Origin of the sequence: Colwellia sp. RE-S-Sl-9, assembly GCF_048296855.1 — a bacterium.
In the GTDB taxonomy this organism is placed as follows: domain Bacteria; phylum Pseudomonadota; class Gammaproteobacteria; order Enterobacterales; family Alteromonadaceae; genus Pseudocolwellia.
On sequence record NZ_CP182631.1, the window covers coordinates 3,357,592 to 3,379,910 of the forward strand.

Below are 22,319 nucleotides of genomic sequence, written 5' to 3' on the forward strand. Positions count from 1 at the left end.
ATATGGAAGCACTCATTAAATTTTCTAAAAATATTAGATGTATATTTGAAAGTAAAAAAGATCAAATTGATCTTCCTTTTTTCTATAGTTTTCCGAAAAATTCATGTCAAAGTGCAACCTGTTTCCACGCAATACTTGTTCGAGAAAAATTCCAACATATGCAAGTGGTGCATGGTTATAATCGAGAAGGGGACGAAAATCATTATTGGTTAGAGGTGGAGGGCTTAGTTTTTGATATAACATGTGATCAATTTGAAACAATCTCTATTCCAATTTATGGTGTGAAAGCACACCCAATGGCAGCTTACTTCAACCATGTCAATCGATTTTCGGTAGTTAACTTTGTCGTAAATTATCTTGAAAATGTTGCGGATATTGAGTTGTTCTATAAAAGCAAAATAAACATTCTGAGCTGGCTTGAAACAAACGGATAACAAGTGACTTTAACTTAAAGTCTTAATGATCAATCTATTTTAGCAACAATTAAATACTATTTTTAGTGTCACAATAATTATTTTCAGCGTCTGCTTTAGATCTGGTGTTGGCATAAAATCATGGAAAAATCGACAGGCTGCTTTGAGCTCAGACTGTGTGAAAACTATTTTTAATTGGCGTAATTCAATAATATCAGAGAGAAAATACTCTGTAGATTAAATCCTGTTGTAAGTTTGGTGCCAAGTTACTTATTAATTTACGTAGCGTGACATAAAAAATTTACGCAGGGAGTTCTCACACAGCCTGAGCTTAAACTAGCCCCATAGGTATGTAGTGAATTTGGGTTAGAATTGTCCTTAATATCATCATGGTTTCACAAAAACTTAATGACCGCTTATGGCTAGTTGAAGAAGTATCTAATGATCACTAGCTTAATGTTAACAAAGATACGAAAGCGGACATTAGTATCGATAGTTTTTTGGTCTATTTGCCAGTGTTAAGAATACGTTGAATAATACGCATTAAATAGCCGTTGTAACTTTACATGAAATTAGTTTGATAATATCCTATCGGTAATGGAATCAACTTAAACGGAACTTAGTATGTCTTGGACAAAACTCAATAAAAATATTACCCCTCATTCACTGATGGCATTAGATGCCAACACCTGTAGAGATTATGGGGTAAAATTAGATCATAACTTTCCTTTTCAAAGAGTTAAATTTACCTGCCAAGCTTTGGCAATGCTCGCCCAGTTAAACGATTACGACCAACACATGGTGGTAAGGGATATAGAGCAAATTTGCGCACACCCTAATGCTAAAAATTCATTAAAACACAGCCGCAACCCGTTACGTCGGTTATGGCGTACTAAGTACCCTTTTCGTAATTATCATTATTTGATTCAATACGATTTAAAAGATAATCAAATTAATATTGGTGATATCCTTTTTGATGAGCAATTACAGGGGAGAAAAAGTACCTTTTCGGCCGAGCGTACCATGCTGTATGAAGTAACACGAGAAACCTTAGCTACTTATGATAAAGCTAAGGACAAAGCAGGAATAAGGGAACTACAAGGCGCTTGGACTAATGAACCTCAAGCAACCACGCAGGTGAAGACTGCCCATGCTGCTGTTAATGGTATGCTAAACGATGTAGTAAAAGCGGCATGGTTAATGGGTACCCATTTAGATACTGCCTACCAAGGTGATGGTATAAAAGCCTACACGCTCTTTCATAACCCAACTGATAATATGGCCCTAGATGCTGCTGAATGTGTGTTTGATAAACGCTTAGGGCGTAAATCACATAATGCCCAACATTTAGCGGCGGTATTGGCGCAAAATAACCAGCAAGGTAAAAAAGTGAAATGGGTTGCCCATAGCCAAGGGGCTATTATATTTTGTGCGGCGTTAGAGCATTACCGTATTAAATACGGTAAACCTTTAACCACTCAACAATTAGCTATACATGGCTCGGGCGCTAATCTTGACCGACTTAAACGCATGGCGAACGGTGCAGGTTTAACTATTAACAACATACGCAATAATCCTTTTGACCTAGTACCAAATATTACTAACGATATTTCATCAAGTAGCTTAGCTCGTTCAGTTAAATTTATGGGATTGACATTTGGCGACGAAGTAGGCGCTAGCCCACATACCTTACCCTTTTTAGGTCTTGAAACGTATGCAGACCAACTACAGTTGCTAGGCAATATATCAAAAGCAACCACGGTAAGAAAATTTATTAAAACGCTGCCTAAAGGTGACAGTAGAATATAATGAATATCTTCAAATTAATGAAAGCTTATTGGCGAGGTTTTGTCGGTGGGCCTGATTTTGATCGTGACGTTAACCATCGCTTTATTTTAGAAGACAAGCAACTAAGTATTAAAGTGCCTGATAGTAATGTAGTGGCTTCTCCTAGTGATATGAATATGATTTTTCCGCATTCTTCAAAAAGTTGGTTTGCTGAAAAAGCTAAAAAATATCGTCAACATTCTTATGTACATATGATGACCGAAAACTGGATGTACATGCCACCTATTACCATATTCCCTAGTAGCGAATATGGCATGTTAAGTTGTCAATTACGCATTAAACAAGTTAATCACATTAATGTTTTAGATAAAGCTGCATTATCGCATTATGTGACGCAATCTTATATTGATTATCATAATGCCCCCAAGGGCGAAAATACGAAAATTCGTACTAGGGTTGAAGAACGATTAAAGAAAAGCCCTTACACTTGGTCTCAAGATGAAATAGAAGCAGAAATTGCAATGGTCATTGATCTTCATGGTAACCAACCATTAGCACCAGCCATCATTAAAAGCTTTAATAAAACCGATTGGGTATTTTATAGTGAAGTCAGAAACAACAGCTACTATCACAATGACTTTTATTGTTTGCCCCTAGGTGAACATAGCTTTTTAGAAGTGGAATTTGCGCACCGCGTTGACCGGTCTGATAAATATAAAAAATGGAAAAAAGATGCCTTAGCAGCACAAGAGCGTATTATAGCCTCAGTTTATCTTGATGATTTACCGCAAGAACCTTCGATTGAGCATAGTATTGATTAAACTCATTAAAGCTTATTGGCGTGGTTTTGTCGGTGGCCCTGATTTTGATCGTGACGTTAACCATCGCTTTATTCTAGAAGATAAACAACTAACCATTAAAGTACCCGACAGTAATGTAGTTGCTGCACCTAGCCCTGTCGATGTTAGTTTTCCGCACTCTTCAATTGACTGGTTTACTAAACACGCTAAAAAATACCATCAACATTGCTATGTACATATGATGACTGAAAATTGGATGTACATGCCACCCATTGCCCTATTCCCTAGTAGCGAATATGGCATGTTAAGTTGTCAATTACGCATTAAACAAGTTAATCACATTAATGTTTTAGATAAAAAAGCATTATCGCATTATGTTACGCAATCTTATATTGATTATCATTACGGCCCGGATGGCACCAACACAGAACTTCGAAGAAGAGTGGTAGAAGAATCGAGTAGGATGGCAATGCCATATGAACCAGATGAATTAGAAGAAGAAGTTGCAGAATATATTAAGCTTCAGGGTCGACAGCCATTAGCACCTGCCATCATTAAAAACCTCAATCAAACGGATTGGGTATTTTATAGTGAAGTCAGAAACAACAGCTACTATCACAATGACTTTTATTGTTTGCCCTTAGGTGAGCATAGCTTTTTAGAAGTAGAGTTTGCACACCGCGTTGACCGGTCTGATAAATATAAAAAATGGAAGAAAGATGCCTTAGCAGCACAAGAGCGTATTATTTCCTCTGTTTATCTTGATGATTTACCGCAAGCGCCATCTATTGAGCATGGCTCGGTCTCTAAATTAGAGGCTAAAAGTGATCATCAAGGTTGTTGACTGAATATCAGGTATTATGATTGAAAAACAAAAAATTAATAAACTCTCATTGTCTTGCATAAATACTAAACAAGCCATTGCAAAAATACAGTAAAGGTCACACGCTCTACTGTAATAAATAAAATGGCTAACAGCCTCATCTTTATGAGTAGAAATCAATATTTAACGTTTTTGAACTGAAGTCTTATAAAACCTGCATGTTAATGCACGTGTATAGTGTTAGATGAATGATGTGGATGAAAATTATCTAAATAACCTAAACTTGGCTTAATAAATGTTCTTCTAGCCGCTATTTTTAGTCACTTCTGCGTTAAATTCACTTGCAATAGGCCAGCTATTGACGCGTAAATTTTCCTTGAATTAAGTAAAACTATCAAGCTAGAAGCAACCGAGTTTTTAGTGATTACTTTTCAATGAGTTAACTATATCTTAAACCGAACTCAGGTTAAATAATACGCGCCATTCTGTAGGAGATTTTCCATTTAAACGCCTGAAAGCTGCAGAAAATTTACTTGGATTTGAATAACCTACTGCCATGGATATTTCGGTAACCGTATAACCTTTACCTAGCAGCTCTTTTGCGACTTCCATTCTGCGCATGGTTAGATACTCAAAAGGAGCATAACCCGTTGCGGCACGAAAAGTACGAGTAAAGGTACGAACATCTAAGTTTACTTCTTTGGCAAGGTTTGCCACACGTAAATTAGAATCTAACTTATTATCAATGAATTCAAGTGAGCGCTTCAAACGATTTCCAGAAAGCGGACTTACCGGGCGAGACAGTACAACTTTTTTACGGTAATTAACTAATTGATTAAAGATGACTAACAAGCCTTGTTCAAAAAAGGCACTGGTTAAACCGTTCATTTCAGCGTCTCGCCAAAGCGCTGTCATCACTGAAGTAATGAGGGGGTTTCTATGAAATTCAGATGCTGCAGGCAATAAGTCATTAACAGCTATTTTTTCCCCAACAACTTTTTCAAAAAGGGGTAAATCCACCGCAATACCCAACATTGATATAGTTGAATAGTAACCTGTTGCCTTTGAATGAGGGAGCGCAATCAGGGCATCACCTGCACGTATAATCCCCTCAAGATTAGCTTCGTCTGAAAACCTACCCAATTTAGCAACACCGCCAGTGCATAGATTTAGCATTAAACGCGGAGATGCTTCAAAGTTACCTTCAAAGGCATCGAATTGCCCATGGGCGATTTGCAACATGCCATTTGGATCGCTCATAGATATAGAAGGCGTTACACCCAAATTAGTTAACCTAAGATTAAAATCTGCATGTTGTTGTTGCCAAGTTTTAATATTCTCCAAAATAGACTCCCAAATAATACGCTAATGGAGCTACAAGCCCTCAATTGGAGTGGCTGGTATAAGACTCAAACAATACAATAAATACGAATCATTCTCAATTAAAATTAGTCACGTCACTCGTGTAGGAAAATTAAAATGAAGTTATTAGTGTTTGTAAATGTTTGTTGTGTCGCGACCACAATGTGCGCCTCTTTCGCATATTCTCAAGAGAATATCGTTACTGACAAGCCACAAACAATCGAAAAGATCACCGTCACAGGTGAATTACTTGAACGTACATTATTTAAAACAGCAAATAGTGTAGAAATATTAGATGAGGAAATACTAAGGAATCGTGCGGGTTTAAACACTCTGCGCGACGTTTTAGATTCTGCCGCCAATATATCTGTGGTAACCGGAACAGGTAAAGGTCCAAGTGTTCGGGGAATTGACGGAACAGGCGCAGCCGAAAATGCTAATGCATTTTTTGCTGGCAGTCGTTCACGATTAAGTTGGCAAATTGATAATCGTCCCGCTAGTTATAGTGAGGTGGTTTTTGGTGATGTTGGAGTGTTTGACTTAGAGCGGATTGAAGTACTGCGAGGTTCACAAAGTACTTTAGTTGGTCGTAATGCCATTGCTGGTACCGTTATTGTTAAGACTAATGATCCGACTTTTAATAGTGAAGGGGCTGTGCAAGTAGCAACGGGTAATCATCAACAGAGCCGAAGATCTGCCATGATTAACGTGCCCCTTATCGAAGATCAAGTCGCATTGCGTTTGTCAGGTGATTTATACAAACGTACATCAGTAGTTAATTACACAGCTTATGAAGGAGTTAGTAATCCAGCTGAAACAGAAGCACTTACATTACGTGGAAAAGTGTTACTTACCCCTGATTTTGCACCGAAAAGTAAACTACTTTTAACACTATCGCATACTGATTATACCAGCCCGAATAGTGAAATTATTGTTCAGCCTTTTGCTGAACATGTATCAAACTTTCCAAATCAACCCGTGCATAACCCAAAAACTACGTCTGTAGCGGCTGATTTTGAAACTGCATTGTCTGATACCATGCGCTTAACCCTCAATACCTCTACTACCAAGTTTAAATTTAAGCGAATGGCTGTGCCAAACTCAAGCAATGCCACTATTGATACTACAGACATTATTATAGAACCGCGTATTTATTATACCGGTGATACTGGGTTTTCTATGGTTAGTGGTTTGTATTATTATCAGGCCGATCAAGATGAATATATTGAATATTGGGGTGGCCAAAACTTTGAAGATAAATCAAACACTTTCGCGGCGTACTCTGAAGGTTTAATGCCATTAAGTCATGATTTTGATTTATCTTTCGGTTTACGTTACGAGCGAGATCATCATCAACGTAATGGTGGTGATGCAACTGGCGAACTGGTTCAAATTTCTAGCGACGAAACCTATACCGCACTTTTACCTAAAATAGGTATTAATTGGCAACAAACTAAAACAACGAGCTGGGGAGCGCAGATATCTCGAGGTTACAACGCAGGTGGTGGCGGAATTACATTCACATTCCCAATTGTTAATTATGAATACGACGCTGAGTACGTATGGACATCTGAACTATACGGTCGCCAAGAATTACTAGATGGCAAACTGTCCTTAACTCAGAATATTTTTTATTCTAATTATAAAGATATGCAATTACCTTTCGACCTAACGCCTGATGACTCTCGTGATGAAGCCTTTGTAGTGCGTAACGCTGATCGCGTAAACACTAGCGGTATTGAGTTAGGCGCCACGTTAGAGATCACATCAGACTTAAATGCTTTTATCAATCTCGGCTTATTAAATACAAAAGTTAGTGAATATTCTGATTCGGGGATTGAAGGTAATCAATTATTAACAGCTCCAAGCGTTACTTCAAGCATAGGTTTAACGTGGACTCACAATAACTGGTCAACAAGCTTAGTAACTCGTTATACCAGCGGTTACTTTACTGATGTTAATAACCGACCTGATGGTAAAACAGATGCTTATATTATTGGGAATGCAAAAATTTCTTATGACTTCGAACATTTACGTATTTATGGATCTATCAATAATATTGGTAATGTTGAAAAAGCCGTTGCCCGTTATCCTGGTAGCGCACCTGAAGGAAGCACAGAAGATGACAGCGCCTTTGATAATGCAGTATTAGTACAACCAAGAACATTCCTAATTGGTCTTGAAGCGAGGTTTTAATACTCATGTCCAATAAAAAAGTTCTAGCATGGTTACATGGCTGGTTAGGTGTGATTTCAGGTTTTTTTGTCATCCTTGTGGCTGGCTCAGGTGCTATGCTCGCTTTTGTTGGCGATCTGTTTCTTGTGCAATACGGAGATGTACTCAAGGCAACACCCAGCACGCCTAATACTCCAATGGTTAATGTCTCCACGTTAATTGCATCAGCGGTTAAAGGCTATGAGGATAATTTTCAAACGGTAGGGGTACTAATGCCCCATAGCCGTGTTGAAGAAGTAGAAACTGCCATGGTGTTTGTTATGCCCACTGGATCACAAGCCAGCGAAGGCATACGCATGTTAAGCGTTGACCCTTGGAATGCTCAATACAAGGGCGACTTTCCTTTAAGTGGAGCGTTTGCGCATGAATTAATAGATTTTCATCATTCATTATTGTTGGGTAATCCAGGCATTATTTTTGTTTGTGTGCTCTCTATATTACTAATCTTCTTTGCGTTGACTGGATTGTATTTATGGTGGCCAAAACACAATAATATTTGGCGTAAAGCAACCACATTAAATTTTCATGATGGAATAAAAAAGACATGTTTTTCATTACATGCATGGTTTGGTGTTTGGAGTTCATTATTAGTTATATATTTTTGCCTGACAGGCCTAGCGTTAGCAAAACCTGACTGGTTTAGCCCTTTATTATCACCACCTAGTTACGCACCTCCCACTAGCGCGGGTTTTGCAAAACAATGTGGTAATAATATTACACCTAGTGATGCTGAAGCTGCGGGTAATAAATATTTTCCTAATAAAAAACTAGCCACTTTTTTTATGCCTAATACAGAAAATGGCCCTTATATGCTGACTTATAAGTCTAACGACGATGAAAACAAGCGTGATGGTGATGGACGGATTTACGTTCATGCATCATGCAGCGATTTAGTACATATAGAAAGAGCAGAGTTGTCAAAAGCATCGGTGAGAATAACAGGCATGCTATTGTCATTACATGGGGGATACACTTTTGGTAAACCTATTGGCAATATGCTTGTGCTATTAACAGGTCTTAGCCTTATTATTTTGGTAGTAACTGGTATGGTGAAATTTTTCACTCGTACTAAAAGTAGAAGACGAAAAATATTACCTACTTCTCAATAGTAAAGCTTTGTCGATATAGTGAGGTTAGTTAATTCGTATACTTAGTTGTGACTTATTGCCTATTAGGGAGTAATACCAAGTCCATTAAGTTTTTTCCCACTCAGCGAGAGTTAAAAGGCTTAGAGGCAAGGCATTAATTGAAGAGAGTGGTTACTCCCTTGTCAAAACCAATAACGCCGCATATAAGCCTTTTAAAGTCGCCCTTGGGAGCTCATTAGCAAACTTATAACGACACAAAATTAATGAAATATAGAATAACTATGTTTAAATAATTTTGCTTGTTCTAAGCTCGCTAATGTAGCTCTGAGTTGAGAACAAACTGAATGGAATTGGTATAAGTCAATTTCTAATATGGATAGAATAATAACTGCTAGAGAAGCATTTATTTAGCCGAGTTCAGGTTATTTACTTTAAAATAAAAACATTAAGAATAGACTATGGCTTAAATAGTCAATAATATCTCGGTGCTTATGTCTATAAGTAGCCCAATATGGAATCCATTTACCTTACTAATAAGGACATTTATGAAATATCTTTTATTAACTATTAGTCTATTCATGCTGAGCGCTTGCGGCGGAGGAGATTCTGACGAAAAAGCTCCCGATACCAACAATCTTCCAGGTGATACAAATAGCTTTACCTTACAAAATATCAGATTTGATGCAAAAGATTTTTATGAAGGGGAGCTGGTTACTGTTACAAAAGGTACTAACTTTGAAGTTCAGTGGGTATCGCCTTCTTCAGCATCCTACAGAATAGATTTATATTTATCGGCTAACGGCGCAGAACATTCTGACAATAATAAAATAGTCGGTCTTAAATGTGGTGGCGCTTCTCTTTCACTTTGTCCGAACGCTACGGGTGAAGTTCAATGTGGAATTGATGATAACAAGTTATCTTGCTCTATTGGGAGTGACTTTTTAGGCAGTGAGAACTTTCTGGAGCAAAATATATCAAGCCTAAAGTTTATTATAAAAGGTTGTGATGCCAATAGTAACTGTGATGTAAAAACGTTTGATTTGTTGGTACAAAATAAAACAGATGATTAAGAATACTGTTGTTAAATATAGTTGTTGAAAAGTGAAACCTAATAAGCAACAACTATGAGTGGCTAGGGTGTCTTTCATTACTTCAATTCGTTATGGCATTAGCATCAATACTTCTGATCCCTAACGATCTATTTCGTAAGGTTTGGCTAGAATTACTCGATGTACCTGTGCTAGGTGCTAAACCCGGAACTAGAGTTGCCAGCAATGTTTGTAATTCATGCTAGAACTTTTTCAACAATTCAACTATCTGTAAGCATAATACGTTCTATATTCCTTTCATGAATATTTTCATCATTTGTAAGTGTTTCTGCACTAACACTCTGCACAATAAGTCGAGTGAGTAAGCTCAATCGAGTTTTAATCATTATCAATCCGTTAGAAAGTTAAAGGGCCGGAGGAAATATATTGATACAAATAATAATGCGAATAATTATTATTTGTAATTATTTTTGTGTGTATTATCTTGGGTAAAAAGATAGAGTTTTTTATAGATTTAGTTTTTCTAATTAATCTATTTATCACCCCAGTGGTATTCCTGTAAGCCTTGTTAAATATGGGATGTAATTATTTTAAATAAATAGGATATTACGAATTAATAAATATTTTTTCCTCCTGTAATTTAAAGTCTTCATGTGCCACAAATTATACGAAGTTAAGAAAATCCGACAATAAACTAGTTGACAATATCTACCAATATAAATATAGTAGATTTTATCAACTAGTTTATCGGGTTTTGTTATGTCAATTAAATTAAAAAATGTACCTATTATGCTTTCCTTTATGTTGCTGATGGTTGGCACCATAACGGCTATTATGACACTCATTAATTTGCAGCCTTCTCAGAGTTTTTTAAATACTTGGGTTGACACTTTTACTTTTGCATTTCTCGTTATGTTACCGGTAGGCGGGGCTATATTTATAACGATCAGTAAGTGTATTAATCAATTTTTTTCTACATGGTCAAGTCTGCAAAAAAACCTATTACAAGGTATTTTAATGGCGGTAATTATGGAGTCTTTAATGGCTGTGGTTAGTATATTAAATAGCCATAGTTATGAGTCAATTACTGAGTTTTCCGGTTACTTTTTGAATACATTACTTTATGCGTTACCTGTAGGTTTAGCCTTATCTTGCTTTATGTCTTTGGTTGTAAAACCAAAACTTGAAAAGCATTTAACAAAAGTTTCAGCTTAAATATTTAAACAACAAGAGGAAGTTATTATGGGTCCAACTATGCGTATGACACAGGTTTTATCAGTGTGTGATTTATCTCCGCACATGAAACGAATTGTATTAACGGGAGATGATCTTTCAGACTTTCCTGAAAAAAAGGAAGGGGGTCATGTTAAAGCTATTTTCCCTAACCCAGCGTCAAGCGATCAAAAGCCTAAGCTTGGCATGTACTTTGGTTTTAAAAAATGGATGCGTTCTTATACAATTAGATCGTTTGATAAGAAAAATTTAGAACTGACTATCGACTTTGCTGTAAATGATCACGAAGGATTAGCGAGTAATTGGGCGCTTCAAGCTAAAGTGGGAGATTATCTTGGTATAGCTGGTCCAGGTGAACCAAAGCACACTGATTTAGTTATAGATAATCATTTGTTTTTGGGTGATATAACGGCGCTACCGGCTATTGCAGCTACTATAGAAAAGTTGTCTGATACTGCTAGCGGGCATGCATATATACAAGTGCCAAACAAAGAAGATATTCAGTCATTAAAAACGCCAGAAGGGATTGAGGTTCATTGGCTTGTAACACCCAATAAGTTAACAGATGATTTTTTAAGTAGCCTTGAATCAAGAGGAAATAACTTGAATAATACGGCTATATTTATAGCGGCTGAAGCAAGTGTTACTAAACAACTAAAAGGTCACCTGAATGATAACTGTGATTATGATAAGTCAAAACTTTATGCTAGTGCTTATTGGAATCAAAAAAGGTAATGGCTTAATTTAACGATTAATGTTTGCTAGAAAAACATGAGTATAGCGTTTTATTATCATTTATTATTACAGGTAAACATTAATACAAGGTCAAGGTTTATGTCAGATTGGAAACAAAGCTTACAAAAAACACGTTACGTAATGGATGCACTATTACTTATTAGTTTTATGTTGGTTTCGGCGCCACAAGCTACAGGTGTTCCGCTACATGAGTGGTGGAGTTTAGTTTTTATTATCCCGTTTATTATCCATCTTTTATTGCATTGGGATTGGATCAAAAAAAGTGCAAGCCGATTAGTCTCTAAAATATCTGCAAGAGAGCGTTTTAATATTATTTGGGATTATTTAATTTACTTAATGATGTTATTGGCTTTTGTTAGTGGATTTTTGGTTTCTGTTGCGTTATTACCAACTGTGGGAATAGATCTAAATATTCAAGATTTTTGGTCTAAAATACATCACGATTCAGCTACGTTATTAATGCCTATGTTAGGTATTCATTTGGCTTTAAATTGGAATTGGATTATTCAATTATCAAAGCGCATGTTTGCTAGAGAGGAAAAAGCATGAAATATTTACAATATCGTTGGCAGTCTCGATTGTTTGTTGTTGCGCTAGTTTCATGTTTGCTAAGTGTTTTACTGGTAGGTTTAGAGTTTACAGGCTGGGCTGAGCAGATAAATCAATTAGGGTATTCTCATGGAGAAAATGAAGGAGGTGAACGTAATATTCCTGCTGCTATGATGTATATTCTACCTTTTATTAAGGAGTTTGTTTTAATTGGAGTACCGTTGTTGCTGACACTTTTATGGATTAAATTGTTTAAAAAGCGCAAGATGTAGTAAAAATACTTAATAGATGTTGTATTGCTTTTAATAATAACGGGTATAGAAGTTTTGTTTATAAGCGTTTAACCCGTAAAATCTTTCTTATTAACGTCAAACATTATTTTTAACCATCTTAGGTTTTCTGGACCAAGGTGTGCTTGTTCATGTAAAGCAGGGTTTTCGTAAGCTTCTTTGTAAACATGGCATATTGCAACTTCGGTTAGTTCTCGCCATCTTTCATCATCTAGTTCAGGAATACTACCATCTGCTAAATTAGGACCTGTTAATGGGTCATGTTGATATTCGCTTGTGCGTAGAGTTAGTTCTAATTCTTGTAAAATAGGGTTAATTACCTGAAGGGTATTGGCGTCTTCAAACTCTTTAGCTATATGCTCTTCGGCGTCTTTTATTGATTTATCGAGCTGATATTGGCTTAATTTTTCTCCGGTTGGTTTAAGGCCATATTTATTTAGAAGCCCGCCCACACTAGGTAATATTGCTTTAGCTGCAATGCCTGCGCCGAGTAGCGGATTTACTATAGCTGCTAACCCGCCAACCAATAACATGCCATAAGTTAATTTTTTATCGAGTGAGTCAATTTGGTTTGCTAGAGATTCTAAACTGCTTGGATTGTTATTTTTGTTTTTTCGAGCCATTTCTTCAGCCGATTGGCGCATATAGCCTTTAAGCATTTCTTCTGAATGTTCATTTGGAAAGTGAAAAATACGGCGTTTGGGTAGATTATTAATTTCGGGAATTGCATTAGGTAAACAACGCATAGTGTGCAGAGCAAATTTATACTCTGAAAGCTCGTAAGGTATAACAAAGTAATGTTTTTCGTCATATTGAATCCCCTTATATTTATCTGACTTTTCAGCAGAAACAAATATTGGTAAGCCATCTAGTTTTTCTTTTACGATGGCGTAATTAGAAGATAATTCCTCTGTTGCTTTGTCTGTTAAAGAACGCGCAGCATTAATTCCTTTTTTGAAGAAGTTTTGCATGAGTGATCGATTTCCTTTGCTTAGTCATTATAAATCAAAATAATATAAAACCCGTTAATCCGAGTTCAGACCATATACGAAAATGAGTAAAGTGATAATGTTTATTTATAACCTTCGCTCAAATACTCAGAATTACGCATACTGCTTGATGCAAGGTAAAGGGAGCAAATATTAAGTGTAGATAGTCGAGTTAATTCGTTTAATGTTTGACTACCAAGTAAGCGATAAAGATAATACGCGTTTTTAACTCTGGGTTAATTAATTTCATCAATGGTAGAAAATCTAAATCAGCTAAATAGTCATTATGAAGAGCAAGGTTATTTTGTGATTCGAAACTATTTTAATGTCACTGAAATGTCGTCTCTTAGAGAGGTGATATTAACGTTTCATGAGTGCTGGAAAAAAGACAATGCTGAGTTTTATCAGACGGAAGCGTTTAACTCTTCTTTAATTACTGGCAGCCAATATTTAAGTTTTGATGACCGAATAAAACTTTTTAACTTTATTAGCTCAAAAAAAGTAATGGATATTGTTAATTGTGTTCTCCCTATTAATCCTGCCTTTATGAATACTCAGTTGTTTTTTAATCCTGTTAACCCTCAACAGAAAGACTTTTGGCATCGAGATTGTCAGTATGATCATGATGTTGAATCACAAAAAAAAGTGATTCATGAAGATCAGGTTTTACATCTTAGAGTACCTTTATTTGACGAACTAGGCATGGAGTTAATTCCTGGTACGCATAAGCGCTGGGACAGCGAAGAAGAATTTAATGTACGAGATGAAAGAAAGGGCAGGTTGAGTAGCGATGATTTATCTAACGGTAAAAAAATTGAGTTAGCCGCGGGTGATTTACTCGTTTTTTCGGCTGACATGATACATCGAGGTTTGTATGGTTTAGACCGATTAGCGTTAGATATTTTAATTTTTGATTCAGCAGCGGATTATGTTGACTACGTAGATGATGATTGTTTACCTGATAGCACAATGCTGGATAAAATCAGTGACCCAACACTATTCATGAATACCATGCGTTTAAAATCGCTAGCACGTTAGTTATTATTTATCGGTACTATCTATCAGTATGAATCACAGGTACTAGCGAACGGTAAGCATCAATTATATGTTGTACTTTGCTGGTGTCACCTTGCTGAATGCGTTGGTAATGATTCAGCGTTTTATGTAAATAGCTTTCAACTACTTTAGCTTGTTGCGGTGAGTGTGCCTGCCATATTGTTTCGCCAACGGGCGTTATCGGCTTATGCTTGTTATGGGCAGATGAAACCAATAAAACTTCATAAAAACGTTTGTTATCTTCCACCAATACTTCTTGCTGCAAACTAAAGTTAAGTTCTATTAGCTTATGGCGTAATGCAAATTGGTGATGCACAGGGCATAGTAAAAAATCTATAGCTAGATTTTGGTGCTTTTGGTAAATAGCTTCAACAAACTGGATCATTAAATCGCCACCCACTCCGGCAATAATCACAAGGTGATTACCTTGGTATTTTTCTAAAGGCAATGTTGCTACATCAAGGCAATGTGTTTCCCATCTTGAAACCGCGTTTGAATAAAAGCGTTGTAGTTTAGTGTCTAGTTCAGCCATTAACTCAGGCACAATATCAACAAAATGAATATGAGTATCCGTTTGTCTATTTAATAGCGCCGCGCCCAAAAAGCCATGATCGCAACAGCAATCCCAAATGTGGGAATACTGTGCGCTAACCATTTTATCTATTTGTTTTAGTCTTTTACTGAGCTTCAAGAAAATGCCTGTTAGTGATTAATCCGTTTGCAATATCGTAAGTTTATTACAAGCCGCGCTCGGATAAACCAACGCTTTGGTTATTTTACCGTGCTGATATTTAATTAAAGGTCGGTTGAGGTAACCTTCAAACTTTCTAAACTGCCACTGCTCTAGCTGGGTGGGCGTTGTCGTTAAATTGGCAATAAACCCCGTACATTTCTGTGCTTTTACTTTGTTTTTCTTAAATATATTGTTATCGGTTTTATCAATAGGTGTTGCGGCTGCAAAGCTTTTTTCGCGACTCGCTGCCACAATGCAAATACGGTGCTCTGCGGCTTTAGCTATTAAGTTATATTCTACTTCGCACGGCTCTTGAATATCAAAAGGAACCAGTAATACGTGAATGTTATTTAACGCTGCAAGGCTAACTATTTCGGGTATGTTGGCATCGTCGGCAGTTAACATGGCTACGTTAATATTGCCTTGTTCTAAGGGTAATTGAATAATCTGTAAGTTATTTCCTAGCGCACTCCACGAATATCTTTGGCAATAATGCAATTGTTGTTGTGTAGCAAATACCCCTTGTTCGTTGATTATGACGGCTTGATGTATTCCTTCAATCACTAAGCTTGTACATACGTATTGAAACGGTCTGAGTTCAGCGCTTATTTGACTAATTAGTTGTGTACTTAAGTTTTCTATTTCAGCGAGTTGTTCGGTGTTATGAGTAATACTTTTATCTGCAATAAAAAATAACTCAGGTAATTGAATAATATCGCTGAGGTTATTTTCAATGTAATGGCATACATCTTCAATCGCTTGTTCGTTAGATTTATAGGTGGCGAATAGTGCAACATTAGCGGTTGCTGGAACCTTGTTATTATCTGTAGTTAAGGGTGTTGTTTTTATTTGTGATTGTAGCGTTTGATAAAGTTGAGGTCGTCGTTGTTCAATAATATTTGTTTCATCGGGTCGTAGTTTTTTAAGGGCGCCTTCCAAGTCTATATCAGCAAAAACAAAGCCTGTTTCATTGTGCGTTATTTTTGCTAATAACTGACCATTAGGGGCTACTACTTGGCTTTGACCAAGGCTAACAAGCGGTTCGTTTGTCTGCTTAGTTCCAGTTAAAAATGGCCCAATTTTATTTGCTGAAGCTAAAAACACCTTATTTTCACAGGCGCGAGCAGGACCATGAATATTATGTTGATCAAGTGAAAACGTGTTCATTGAATGGCATAACAACTGTGCGCCTTGCAAAGTTAAACCACGCGATGCTTCAAAGCTAGTATCTTGGCTGTTCGATAAAAGCCCAATTTTTCCCCAAGGTGTCGTTAATGCTTGTTGTTCTGCGGGATAAATAATTTCACCTTGCGGTGATAATAAGCAAGAAGTCGGATGCTTTTTGCTTGGCTGAATTAGGCTAAGAGTAATATAACAATGATGTTTTTTAGCTTGATCGACTATTTCTTGTAAAAAAGAGATGTTACCCAGTTCAGGAAGAACAATAAGTGATGGTTTACACGCTGCGGTTTGGCTTATTACGTTAATACAATTTGCTAAGGTTTCTTGCGGATCAGATGAAGTGGCAAGCTGAGTAACGGCTATTCGCATGATGTGTTTTTCCAGTCACGAATGATCTTTGAATTGAAATATGAAAGCATAACGCTTAATTGATTAGGCTATTATACCTAATCAATTTCAATGTGCGTGACTTATTCCTTTCAAATACTACGGGATAAATGCTCTTAGGATAAGCTATCGGGTCCAACGCGAACCACTAATTTACCAAAGTTTTTACCTTCAAGTAGGCCAATGAATGACGATACGGTGTTTTCAATACCTTCAACCAAATGCTCTTTGTATTGAATTTTTCCTTCTGTAATCCATTTCATCATAGCTTCGCTAAATTCATTATAACGATGGCCATAGTCATCAAATACAATAAAGCCTTGCATTTTTATACGTTTAACTAATAAAGCGCCCATTAAAGACGACATTCTGTCGGGACCGCTGGGTAATTCAGTCGCATTATATTGCGAAATTAAGCCACATAAAGGAACACGAGCACTTGAATTTAGTAGGGGTAATACAGCATCAAATACTTTGCCACCTACGTTTTCAAAATATACATCGATACCTTGAGGACAAGCTTGGCTAAGTTGTTCTGCTAAATCGCTTGAGTGGTGATCTAAACAGGCATCAAAACCGAGTGTTTCAACAGCGTATTGACATTTTTCAGCACCACCGGCTATACCAATAACTTTACAGCCTTTAATTTTTGCAATTTGCCCAACTAAACTTCCTACTGCACCAGTAGCTGCGGCTACTACAAGGGTTTCGCCTGCTTTGGGTTGTCCTATATCTAATAGGCCCATATAAGCGGTTAACCCCGGCATACCTAAAATACCTAAGGCATAAGAGGGGTTTGTTAAGTTATTGTCTAATTTAAGTAAGTTGACTCCGTCAGATATGCTGTAGTCTTGCCAGCCGCCAAAAGCAACAACCCAGTCGCCTTGTTGATAGTCAGCATGGTTTGACTCTTCTATCCGACAAACACTGCCCCCCACCATGACTTCATTTAATGCGACAGGATCAGCGTACGACTTTGCATCATTCATTCGTCCTCTCATGTAGGGGTCAAGCGATAGATATACTGTACGTAATAATACTTCGCCTTGTTTTGGCGTTGGTCTATCTGTTTGTAATAAGCTAAAGTTTTCGTGAGTAGGTGCACCAAAAGGTCGAGATGCTAATACAATTTGTCTATTGATTTTAGTCGTTTGTGTCATAATGAATTCCTTATTTTTTCTGATCCATAAATTAGATCAACTTATTCATAAAGCGATTAAGGCAATTTTAGTCTCAGCTCAAAGACAGTGGCTATTTTACTCTCGAATTGGTTTATTTAGAGTAACGAACTTACACACATTCTGCTTTATTAAAGAGTAAAATAGCCTATTACATAAAAATAATACAAAGGTCAGCAGGCCCTAATTATTTGGGTTTAATTGGCTTAGTAATTTTTTGGCTACTAGCGTTGAGCTTGCAGGGTTTTGTCCCGAAATAATAAGGCCATCTTGCACGGCAAAAGCATTCCAATCTTCAACTTTTTGATAATCGCCACCACGCTTAATTAACTCGTCTTCAAGTAAAAACGGTACGATATCGGTAAGCTCTACAGCGGCTTCTTCTGTATTGGTAAATCCTGAAATAGCTTTACCTTTAATGGCGTATTCACCAACGCTGTTTTTAACATTTAAAAAAGCGGCTGTTGCATGACATACCGCAGCTACAGGTTTGTTGCTTGCTAAAAAGCGCTCTATTAATTGAATAGAAGTCGTGTTTTCAGTTAAATCCCATAATGGTCCGTGACCGCCAGGGTAAAAAACGGCATCAAAATCATCTGCGTTTAATTCAGCTAAAACGCGTGTGTTAGCCACAAGGTTTTGTGTTTCTGGATCAGCAAAGTATTTTACCGTTGCTGGCGTTTGAAAATCGTCTAGTTCACTCTTCGGATCGATAGGTGGTTGTCCGCCAAGAGGCGACGCTAACGTGACTTCAATACCTGCATCTTTAAAGGTGTAATACGGAGCGGCAAATTCTTCTATCCAAAAGCCTGTTTTTTCGCCTGTGTTACCTAAATCAGCATGAGATGTTAATACCATTAATATTTTCTTTGTATTCATTTTATACCTCGATAATTTCAATTTGTTACATGTATTTTGCTAGTTGGGAGCAGTTTACTCTTGTTAGTTATAGCTAACAATGCAGACAAAATTGATATCATTGTATTAATAAATGATACAATGGCGATGTGTGTTTTTTAAAGCTAAGTCGAGTAAGTGATGGATATTTCATTTGAACAACTCAAAAGTATGGTGGTATTCGCGCAAGTCATTGAGCAAGGTACATTAAGCGGCGCAGCTAAACGTCTTGGCTTGTCGCGTGCGGTGGTGAGCTACCATATTAAGAAGCTTGAAGCGCACTTAGAGATAAAGTTACTCAATCGTTCAACCCGTACTATTTCTCTCACCGAAGCGGGTAGCGATTATTATCAACATTGTCGTGTTATTGCCGAGCAAGCGTCTGCGGCTAATCAGCAAATTGAAAACTTAAAACATGAACCTGTTGGCTTACTCAAAATTACTTGCCCAGTAAATGTTGGCTTACAAACTATTGTGCCAGCACTTAACGAATTCAGAACCCTTTACCCTAAAATTGAACTTGATGTGATGCTAACGGACGAGGTAGTTAATATCATGAAAGAGGGGATTGATTTAGCTATACGCGGCGCGCCATTAGCGGATTCCGGCTTACAAGCAACCAAGCTTTCTACGCTAGGCACTTGCCTTTGCGGCGCACCCTCGTATTTTGAAAAGTTTGGTGTACCTACTCATCCGACAGACTTAAATAAGCATCAATGGGTGGTGTATAAATTGACCTCGGGTACGCTTGAGCTAACAAAAGGCACTCGTTCGTTTAGTATTGAAATGAAAGGCACTATTACCACGAACAATGCCGCAGCACGCACAGCTTTTGTTGAAGGTGGACATGGTTTAGCAAGAATTCCAGTTTACGATGCCAAACCTAAAATTCAGCAAGGTACTTTAGTGTCGGTGCTTGATGACTATAAAATGAAAGACATTAATGTGTATGGCGTATTTCCCCCAGGTGGAGCAGAGTCTAAAAAGTTACGTTTGTTAATTGATTACTTAAAGGCGTATTTTGTAAAACCACGCCTTTTGTTAGATTAAAGGGATAGTTACCAGCAAAAGTATTATTACGCTGGCGATAAATTAAATGTCTGTTATTTTAGGGAGCGCTGCAAATGCACCTTTTTTCTGACAAGTAAACGCACCACATTTTGCAGCAAATAATATGGCAGCATAAATATGGTCAGGTTGTTCTATAACATCAAATAGTGTTTTTTTGTTTTCATTACTGTAAGTTTCTTGCGCTAAATAAAACAGAAAGCCTGAAATAAAGCTGTCGCCTGCACCTGTTGTGTCAATTGGTATTATTTTAGGCACTTCATGCATGGTTGAAAAATACTTACAGGTAGCCTGTACTGCATTTGAACCGTCGGTTACTACAATAAGTTTCGCGCCTAGAGATATTAAAGATCGTATGTAATCTTGAACATCAAGTTGTTGAATATTTGCTAAGTACTCCGCTTCGTCTTTACTTAATTTTATAATGTCGCTTTGCTTAATGCAGGCTTCAACTCTTTCAGGTAATAAAGCAAGGTCGTTCCAGAGTTGCTGGCGTAAATTTACATCAAAACTTATTAACACATTGTTAGCTTTGGCCTGTTTAATGGCATAAAGGGTGTTATCGCTCATTGATTCACTGGTTAACGTGTTTGAACAATAGTGAAATAAGCTAATGCCTTGCCACTCAATATTATCGATATGTGCTTTTGTATATAAAGTATCGGCTGTGTTGTGGCGATAAAAGTTAAAGTCTCTTTCGCCGTGCTCGTCTAAACTGACTAATACGAGAGCGGTATTAGCATTTTTTATTTTTTGAGTAAAACAGGTATTAACGCCTTCGCTTTCTAGTTGCTGTAGAAGCATATTACCAAAATTATCTTCGCTGATACCTCCAGCAAAGTAACTTTCTCCACCTAGTTTAGCGAAAGCTACTGCAACATTAGCAGGAGCACCTCCAGCAAGTGGAATATAGTTTGGGTTGTTGATTGAGGCGGGTAAAAAGTCGACTAATACTTCGCCATAACTGAGTAAAGAACACATAAATTCACCTTAAAAAAAGCCCATAAAAATGTAATGCCGTTCACTTAAGGTGAGCGGCATTTCTTTTTTTAACAGGGTACCTATTCTTAGAACACTTCAATTCTCGCGGATAACTCCGCTCTCTACGTGCTGGCAATACAAACTGTTTGGCACTTTTGGTTATATCCATAACAAATTTTGACACATTTCCTGGCGAACAAAATGGCAACATAGTCAGTTGATAAATTATGTGCATTGAAGCACCATGAAAACTTAATTGGTTTGGATGTATTGAATCGAGTGACTTCGCCATTAATACCATTTGATAACGGATCAGATTATAAGCGAGTAATATCCCCCACAACTCTTGTTTTATAAGCTCAGGTTGATTACTACGCAAGGTAAATTGGCTATCAAGTAGTGACTGCTTCATTTCTCTAAAACCAAGTTCTATCTCCCACCGATGTCCGTATAAATCGACAATATCAGCGACAGGAAACTTCATTGCATCCGTCATAGACGTTAACACTTCGCACGCTTTACCATTAACCTTTCTCGATACTAATCGAGCTTCAATTGATTCAGGTAATTCAGGAAACTTCTTTCGTGCTTGGGGACAGGCGGTTAAACGAACTATTTTATCTTGGCGTCCTAATGAACGAACAATGTCATATTGTACGTTCTTTTTTAGCGGTATCAGCCAATGACGTGATATTCCCGTGGATTGCCAACGATAAAGTAATCCAAGCGAGTAGAAGCCTCTATCAAATAGTGTCAAGCTATGATCTGGTGTTGTTTCAACTAGCGAGCCAGCTAATTTCATTTCGTTAATATCAACACTATCAAAAGCACTTTGTGTTAATAAATGACTTGTTAATTCCATCTGGCATACCATGCGCACTTGGGGGTAACTTGCCTTGCCATGAGAGTTTCCTGTACGTGCAAAATATTCATTATTTTCTTTTGAGTCAGGTGTTCGCCATACAACGCCATCAACACCTAATAGTGTCAACCCACACCATGTTGGGTGAGTAGACTCCTCATGCCATAGCGATTGTGTTTTATTAAAAATAGATTCTATTGCTTTATGACCAAGTTTCTTTCTTGCTTGTGTTACGGCACTAGGTGCAACATAGGGGTCACCGTTAGGTAGAATGATATCAAGCTGATTAACTAATTGGCGGATAGACATTTTACGAAATAAAGCCATACCAATAACAGCCCACACCATTTGCTCCATAGGAAGCTTGCGCTTCCTTATGGTCGCAATACCTGACTGAGCCAACGCTTCATCAACGATGCTTGGGTCTAATAATTCACTTAATCCTGTAAATTCAGTAAAACTATTTTGTGAAACTTGTGATAAGGCGGTAGAGAGTTGCAAAAGAAAAGGCTCCTGAATAAATTCAGAAGCCTTTATATACTAACCAGAAGATCGGTCAATGGATCGTTAAACATTTCTTAACTGATCGGCATTACCATA

At 37.3% G+C, this 22,319-nt stretch carries 22 protein-coding genes; 13 read left to right on the forward strand and 9 right to left on the reverse strand.

Annotation, left to right across the window (positions count from 1 at the left end):
- The first annotated feature begins 2 nt into the window (after nt 1-2).
- The 4 genes from ACM9HF_RS14475 (at nt 3) to ACM9HF_RS14490 (ending at nt 3,845) form a co-directional block, all read left to right on the forward strand.
- Nucleotides 3-434 carry a hypothetical protein gene (locus tag ACM9HF_RS14475; RefSeq protein WP_473610162.1) on the forward strand — a complete coding sequence of 144 codons (432 nt, stop codon included), beginning with the start codon at nt 3-5 and terminating at the stop codon, nt 432-434.
- 603 nt (nt 435-1,037) lie between these two features.
- Nucleotides 1,038-2,222 carry a hypothetical protein gene (locus ACM9HF_RS14480; protein ID WP_473610165.1) on the forward strand — a complete coding sequence of 395 codons (1,185 nt, stop codon included), beginning with the start codon at nt 1,038-1,040 and terminating at the stop codon, nt 2,220-2,222.
- Nucleotides 2,222-3,022: a hypothetical protein gene (locus ACM9HF_RS14485; protein ID WP_473610170.1), complete on the forward strand. Its 801-nt coding sequence runs from the start codon at nt 2,222-2,224 to the stop codon at nt 3,020-3,022. The genes ACM9HF_RS14480 and ACM9HF_RS14485 overlap by 1 nt, the downstream gene beginning before the upstream one ends.
- The gene (locus ACM9HF_RS14490; RefSeq protein WP_473610173.1) at nt 3,015-3,845 is read left to right on the forward strand and encodes a hypothetical protein; all 831 of its coding nucleotides are present in this window, start codon (nt 3,015-3,017) and stop codon (nt 3,843-3,845) included. Before ACM9HF_RS14485 ends, ACM9HF_RS14490 begins: the two co-directional genes overlap by 8 nt.
- Before the next feature lie 429 nt (nt 3,846-4,274).
- Here the strand turns inward: ACM9HF_RS14490 and ACM9HF_RS14495 are convergent, their stop codons facing one another.
- On the reverse strand, nt 4,275-5,168 hold the full coding sequence (locus ACM9HF_RS14495) for a helix-turn-helix domain-containing protein (protein WP_473610176.1): 894 nt from the start codon (nt 5,166-5,168) through the stop codon (nt 4,275-4,277).
- 135 nt (nt 5,169-5,303) lie between these two features.
- Between ACM9HF_RS14495 and ACM9HF_RS14500 the strand changes: the two genes are divergently transcribed.
- The 3 genes from ACM9HF_RS14500 to ACM9HF_RS14510 all read left to right on the forward strand — a co-directional run bounded on the left by ACM9HF_RS14500 (nt 5,304) and on the right by ACM9HF_RS14510 (nt 9,579).
- Nucleotides 5,304-7,382: a TonB-dependent receptor gene (locus ACM9HF_RS14500; protein ID WP_473610182.1), complete on the forward strand. Its 2,079-nt coding sequence runs from the start codon at nt 5,304-5,306 to the stop codon at nt 7,380-7,382.
- A 5-nt stretch (nt 7,383-7,387) separates the two neighbouring features.
- Nucleotides 7,388-8,530, forward strand: coding sequence for a PepSY-associated TM helix domain-containing protein (locus tag ACM9HF_RS14505; RefSeq protein WP_473610186.1), 1,143 nt, complete (start codon nt 7,388-7,390; stop codon nt 8,528-8,530).
- 524 nt (nt 8,531-9,054) lie between these two features.
- Nucleotides 9,055-9,579 (forward strand): hypothetical protein, encoded by a 525-nt coding sequence (locus ACM9HF_RS14510; RefSeq protein WP_473610189.1) that lies wholly within the window; start codon nt 9,055-9,057, stop codon nt 9,577-9,579.
- A 239-nt stretch (nt 9,580-9,818) separates the two neighbouring features.
- Here ACM9HF_RS14510 and ACM9HF_RS14515 read toward each other — a convergent pair whose 3' ends face one another.
- Entirely contained in the window at nt 9,819-9,944 is a 126-nt protein-coding gene (locus ACM9HF_RS14515) for a hypothetical protein (protein ID WP_473610192.1), read from the reverse strand.
- 373 nt (nt 9,945-10,317) lie between these two features.
- On the opposite strand from ACM9HF_RS14515, the gene ACM9HF_RS14520 reads away from it, so the two are divergent.
- The 4 genes from ACM9HF_RS14520 to ACM9HF_RS14535 all read left to right on the forward strand — a co-directional run bounded on the left by ACM9HF_RS14520 (nt 10,318) and on the right by ACM9HF_RS14535 (nt 12,368).
- Nucleotides 10,318-10,773: a DUF2798 domain-containing protein gene (locus ACM9HF_RS14520; RefSeq protein ID WP_473610196.1), complete on the forward strand. Its 456-nt coding sequence runs from the start codon at nt 10,318-10,320 to the stop codon at nt 10,771-10,773.
- Between the two features lie 27 nt (nt 10,774-10,800).
- Complete coding sequence (locus tag ACM9HF_RS14525; RefSeq protein ID WP_473610199.1) at nt 10,801-11,526, forward strand: siderophore-interacting protein; 726 nt, start codon at nt 10,801-10,803, stop codon at nt 11,524-11,526.
- 99 nt (nt 11,527-11,625) lie between these two features.
- Nucleotides 11,626-12,096, forward strand: coding sequence for a DUF4405 domain-containing protein (locus tag ACM9HF_RS14530; protein ID WP_473610202.1), 471 nt, complete (start codon nt 11,626-11,628; stop codon nt 12,094-12,096).
- Complete coding sequence (locus ACM9HF_RS14535) at nt 12,093-12,368, forward strand: hypothetical protein (RefSeq protein WP_473610206.1); 276 nt, start codon at nt 12,093-12,095, stop codon at nt 12,366-12,368. Before ACM9HF_RS14530 ends, ACM9HF_RS14535 begins: the two co-directional genes overlap by 4 nt.
- A 68-nt stretch (nt 12,369-12,436) precedes the next feature.
- Here ACM9HF_RS14535 and ACM9HF_RS14540 read toward each other — a convergent pair whose 3' ends face one another.
- Nucleotides 12,437-13,357 carry a hypothetical protein gene (locus ACM9HF_RS14540; protein WP_473610210.1) on the reverse strand — a complete coding sequence of 307 codons (921 nt, stop codon included), beginning with the start codon at nt 13,355-13,357 and terminating at the stop codon, nt 12,437-12,439.
- A 270-nt stretch (nt 13,358-13,627) separates the two neighbouring features.
- Between ACM9HF_RS14540 and ACM9HF_RS14545 the strand changes: the two genes are divergently transcribed.
- Nucleotides 13,628-14,413, forward strand: a complete 786-nt coding sequence (locus ACM9HF_RS14545) for a phytanoyl-CoA dioxygenase family protein (protein WP_473610211.1) — start codon at nt 13,628-13,630, stop codon at nt 14,411-14,413.
- 16 nt (nt 14,414-14,429) lie between these two features.
- Here ACM9HF_RS14545 and ACM9HF_RS14550 read toward each other — a convergent pair whose 3' ends face one another.
- The 4 genes from ACM9HF_RS14550 to ACM9HF_RS14565 form a co-directional block, all read right to left on the reverse strand.
- Entirely contained in the window at nt 14,430-15,122 is a 693-nt protein-coding gene (locus tag ACM9HF_RS14550; RefSeq protein WP_473610214.1) for a tRNA (adenine(22)-N(1))-methyltransferase, read from the reverse strand.
- Nucleotides 15,123-15,140: 18 nt separating this feature from the next.
- A complete protein-coding gene (locus ACM9HF_RS14555) occupies nt 15,141-16,715 on the reverse strand; it encodes a nitrilase-related carbon-nitrogen hydrolase (RefSeq protein WP_473610219.1) in 1,575 nt (524 codons plus the stop codon).
- Nucleotides 16,716-16,849: 134 nt separating this feature from the next.
- Nucleotides 16,850-17,893 (reverse strand): NADPH-dependent curcumin/dihydrocurcumin reductase, encoded by a 1,044-nt coding sequence (curA, locus tag ACM9HF_RS14560; protein ID WP_473610222.1) that lies wholly within the window; start codon nt 17,891-17,893, stop codon nt 16,850-16,852.
- A 201-nt stretch (nt 17,894-18,094) separates the two neighbouring features.
- Nucleotides 18,095-18,790, reverse strand: coding sequence for a type 1 glutamine amidotransferase domain-containing protein (locus ACM9HF_RS14565; RefSeq protein WP_473610225.1), 696 nt, complete (start codon nt 18,788-18,790; stop codon nt 18,095-18,097).
- Nucleotides 18,791-18,949: 159 nt separating this feature from the next.
- Between ACM9HF_RS14565 and ACM9HF_RS14570 the strand changes: the two genes are divergently transcribed.
- Nucleotides 18,950-19,858, forward strand: coding sequence for a LysR family transcriptional regulator (locus ACM9HF_RS14570; protein WP_473610228.1), 909 nt, complete (start codon nt 18,950-18,952; stop codon nt 19,856-19,858).
- A gap of 42 nt (nt 19,859-19,900) precedes the next feature.
- On the opposite strand, the gene ACM9HF_RS14575 is transcribed toward ACM9HF_RS14570, so the two are convergent.
- Both ACM9HF_RS14575 and ACM9HF_RS14580 read right to left on the reverse strand, forming a co-directional pair.
- Nucleotides 19,901-20,857 (reverse strand): carbohydrate kinase family protein, encoded by a 957-nt coding sequence (locus tag ACM9HF_RS14575; RefSeq protein ID WP_473610232.1) that lies wholly within the window; start codon nt 20,855-20,857, stop codon nt 19,901-19,903.
- A 40-nt stretch (nt 20,858-20,897) separates the two neighbouring features.
- Entirely contained in the window at nt 20,898-22,220 is a 1,323-nt protein-coding gene (locus ACM9HF_RS14580) for an IS4 family transposase (RefSeq protein WP_473607552.1), read from the reverse strand.
- Nucleotides 22,221-22,319 lie beyond the last annotated feature (99 nt).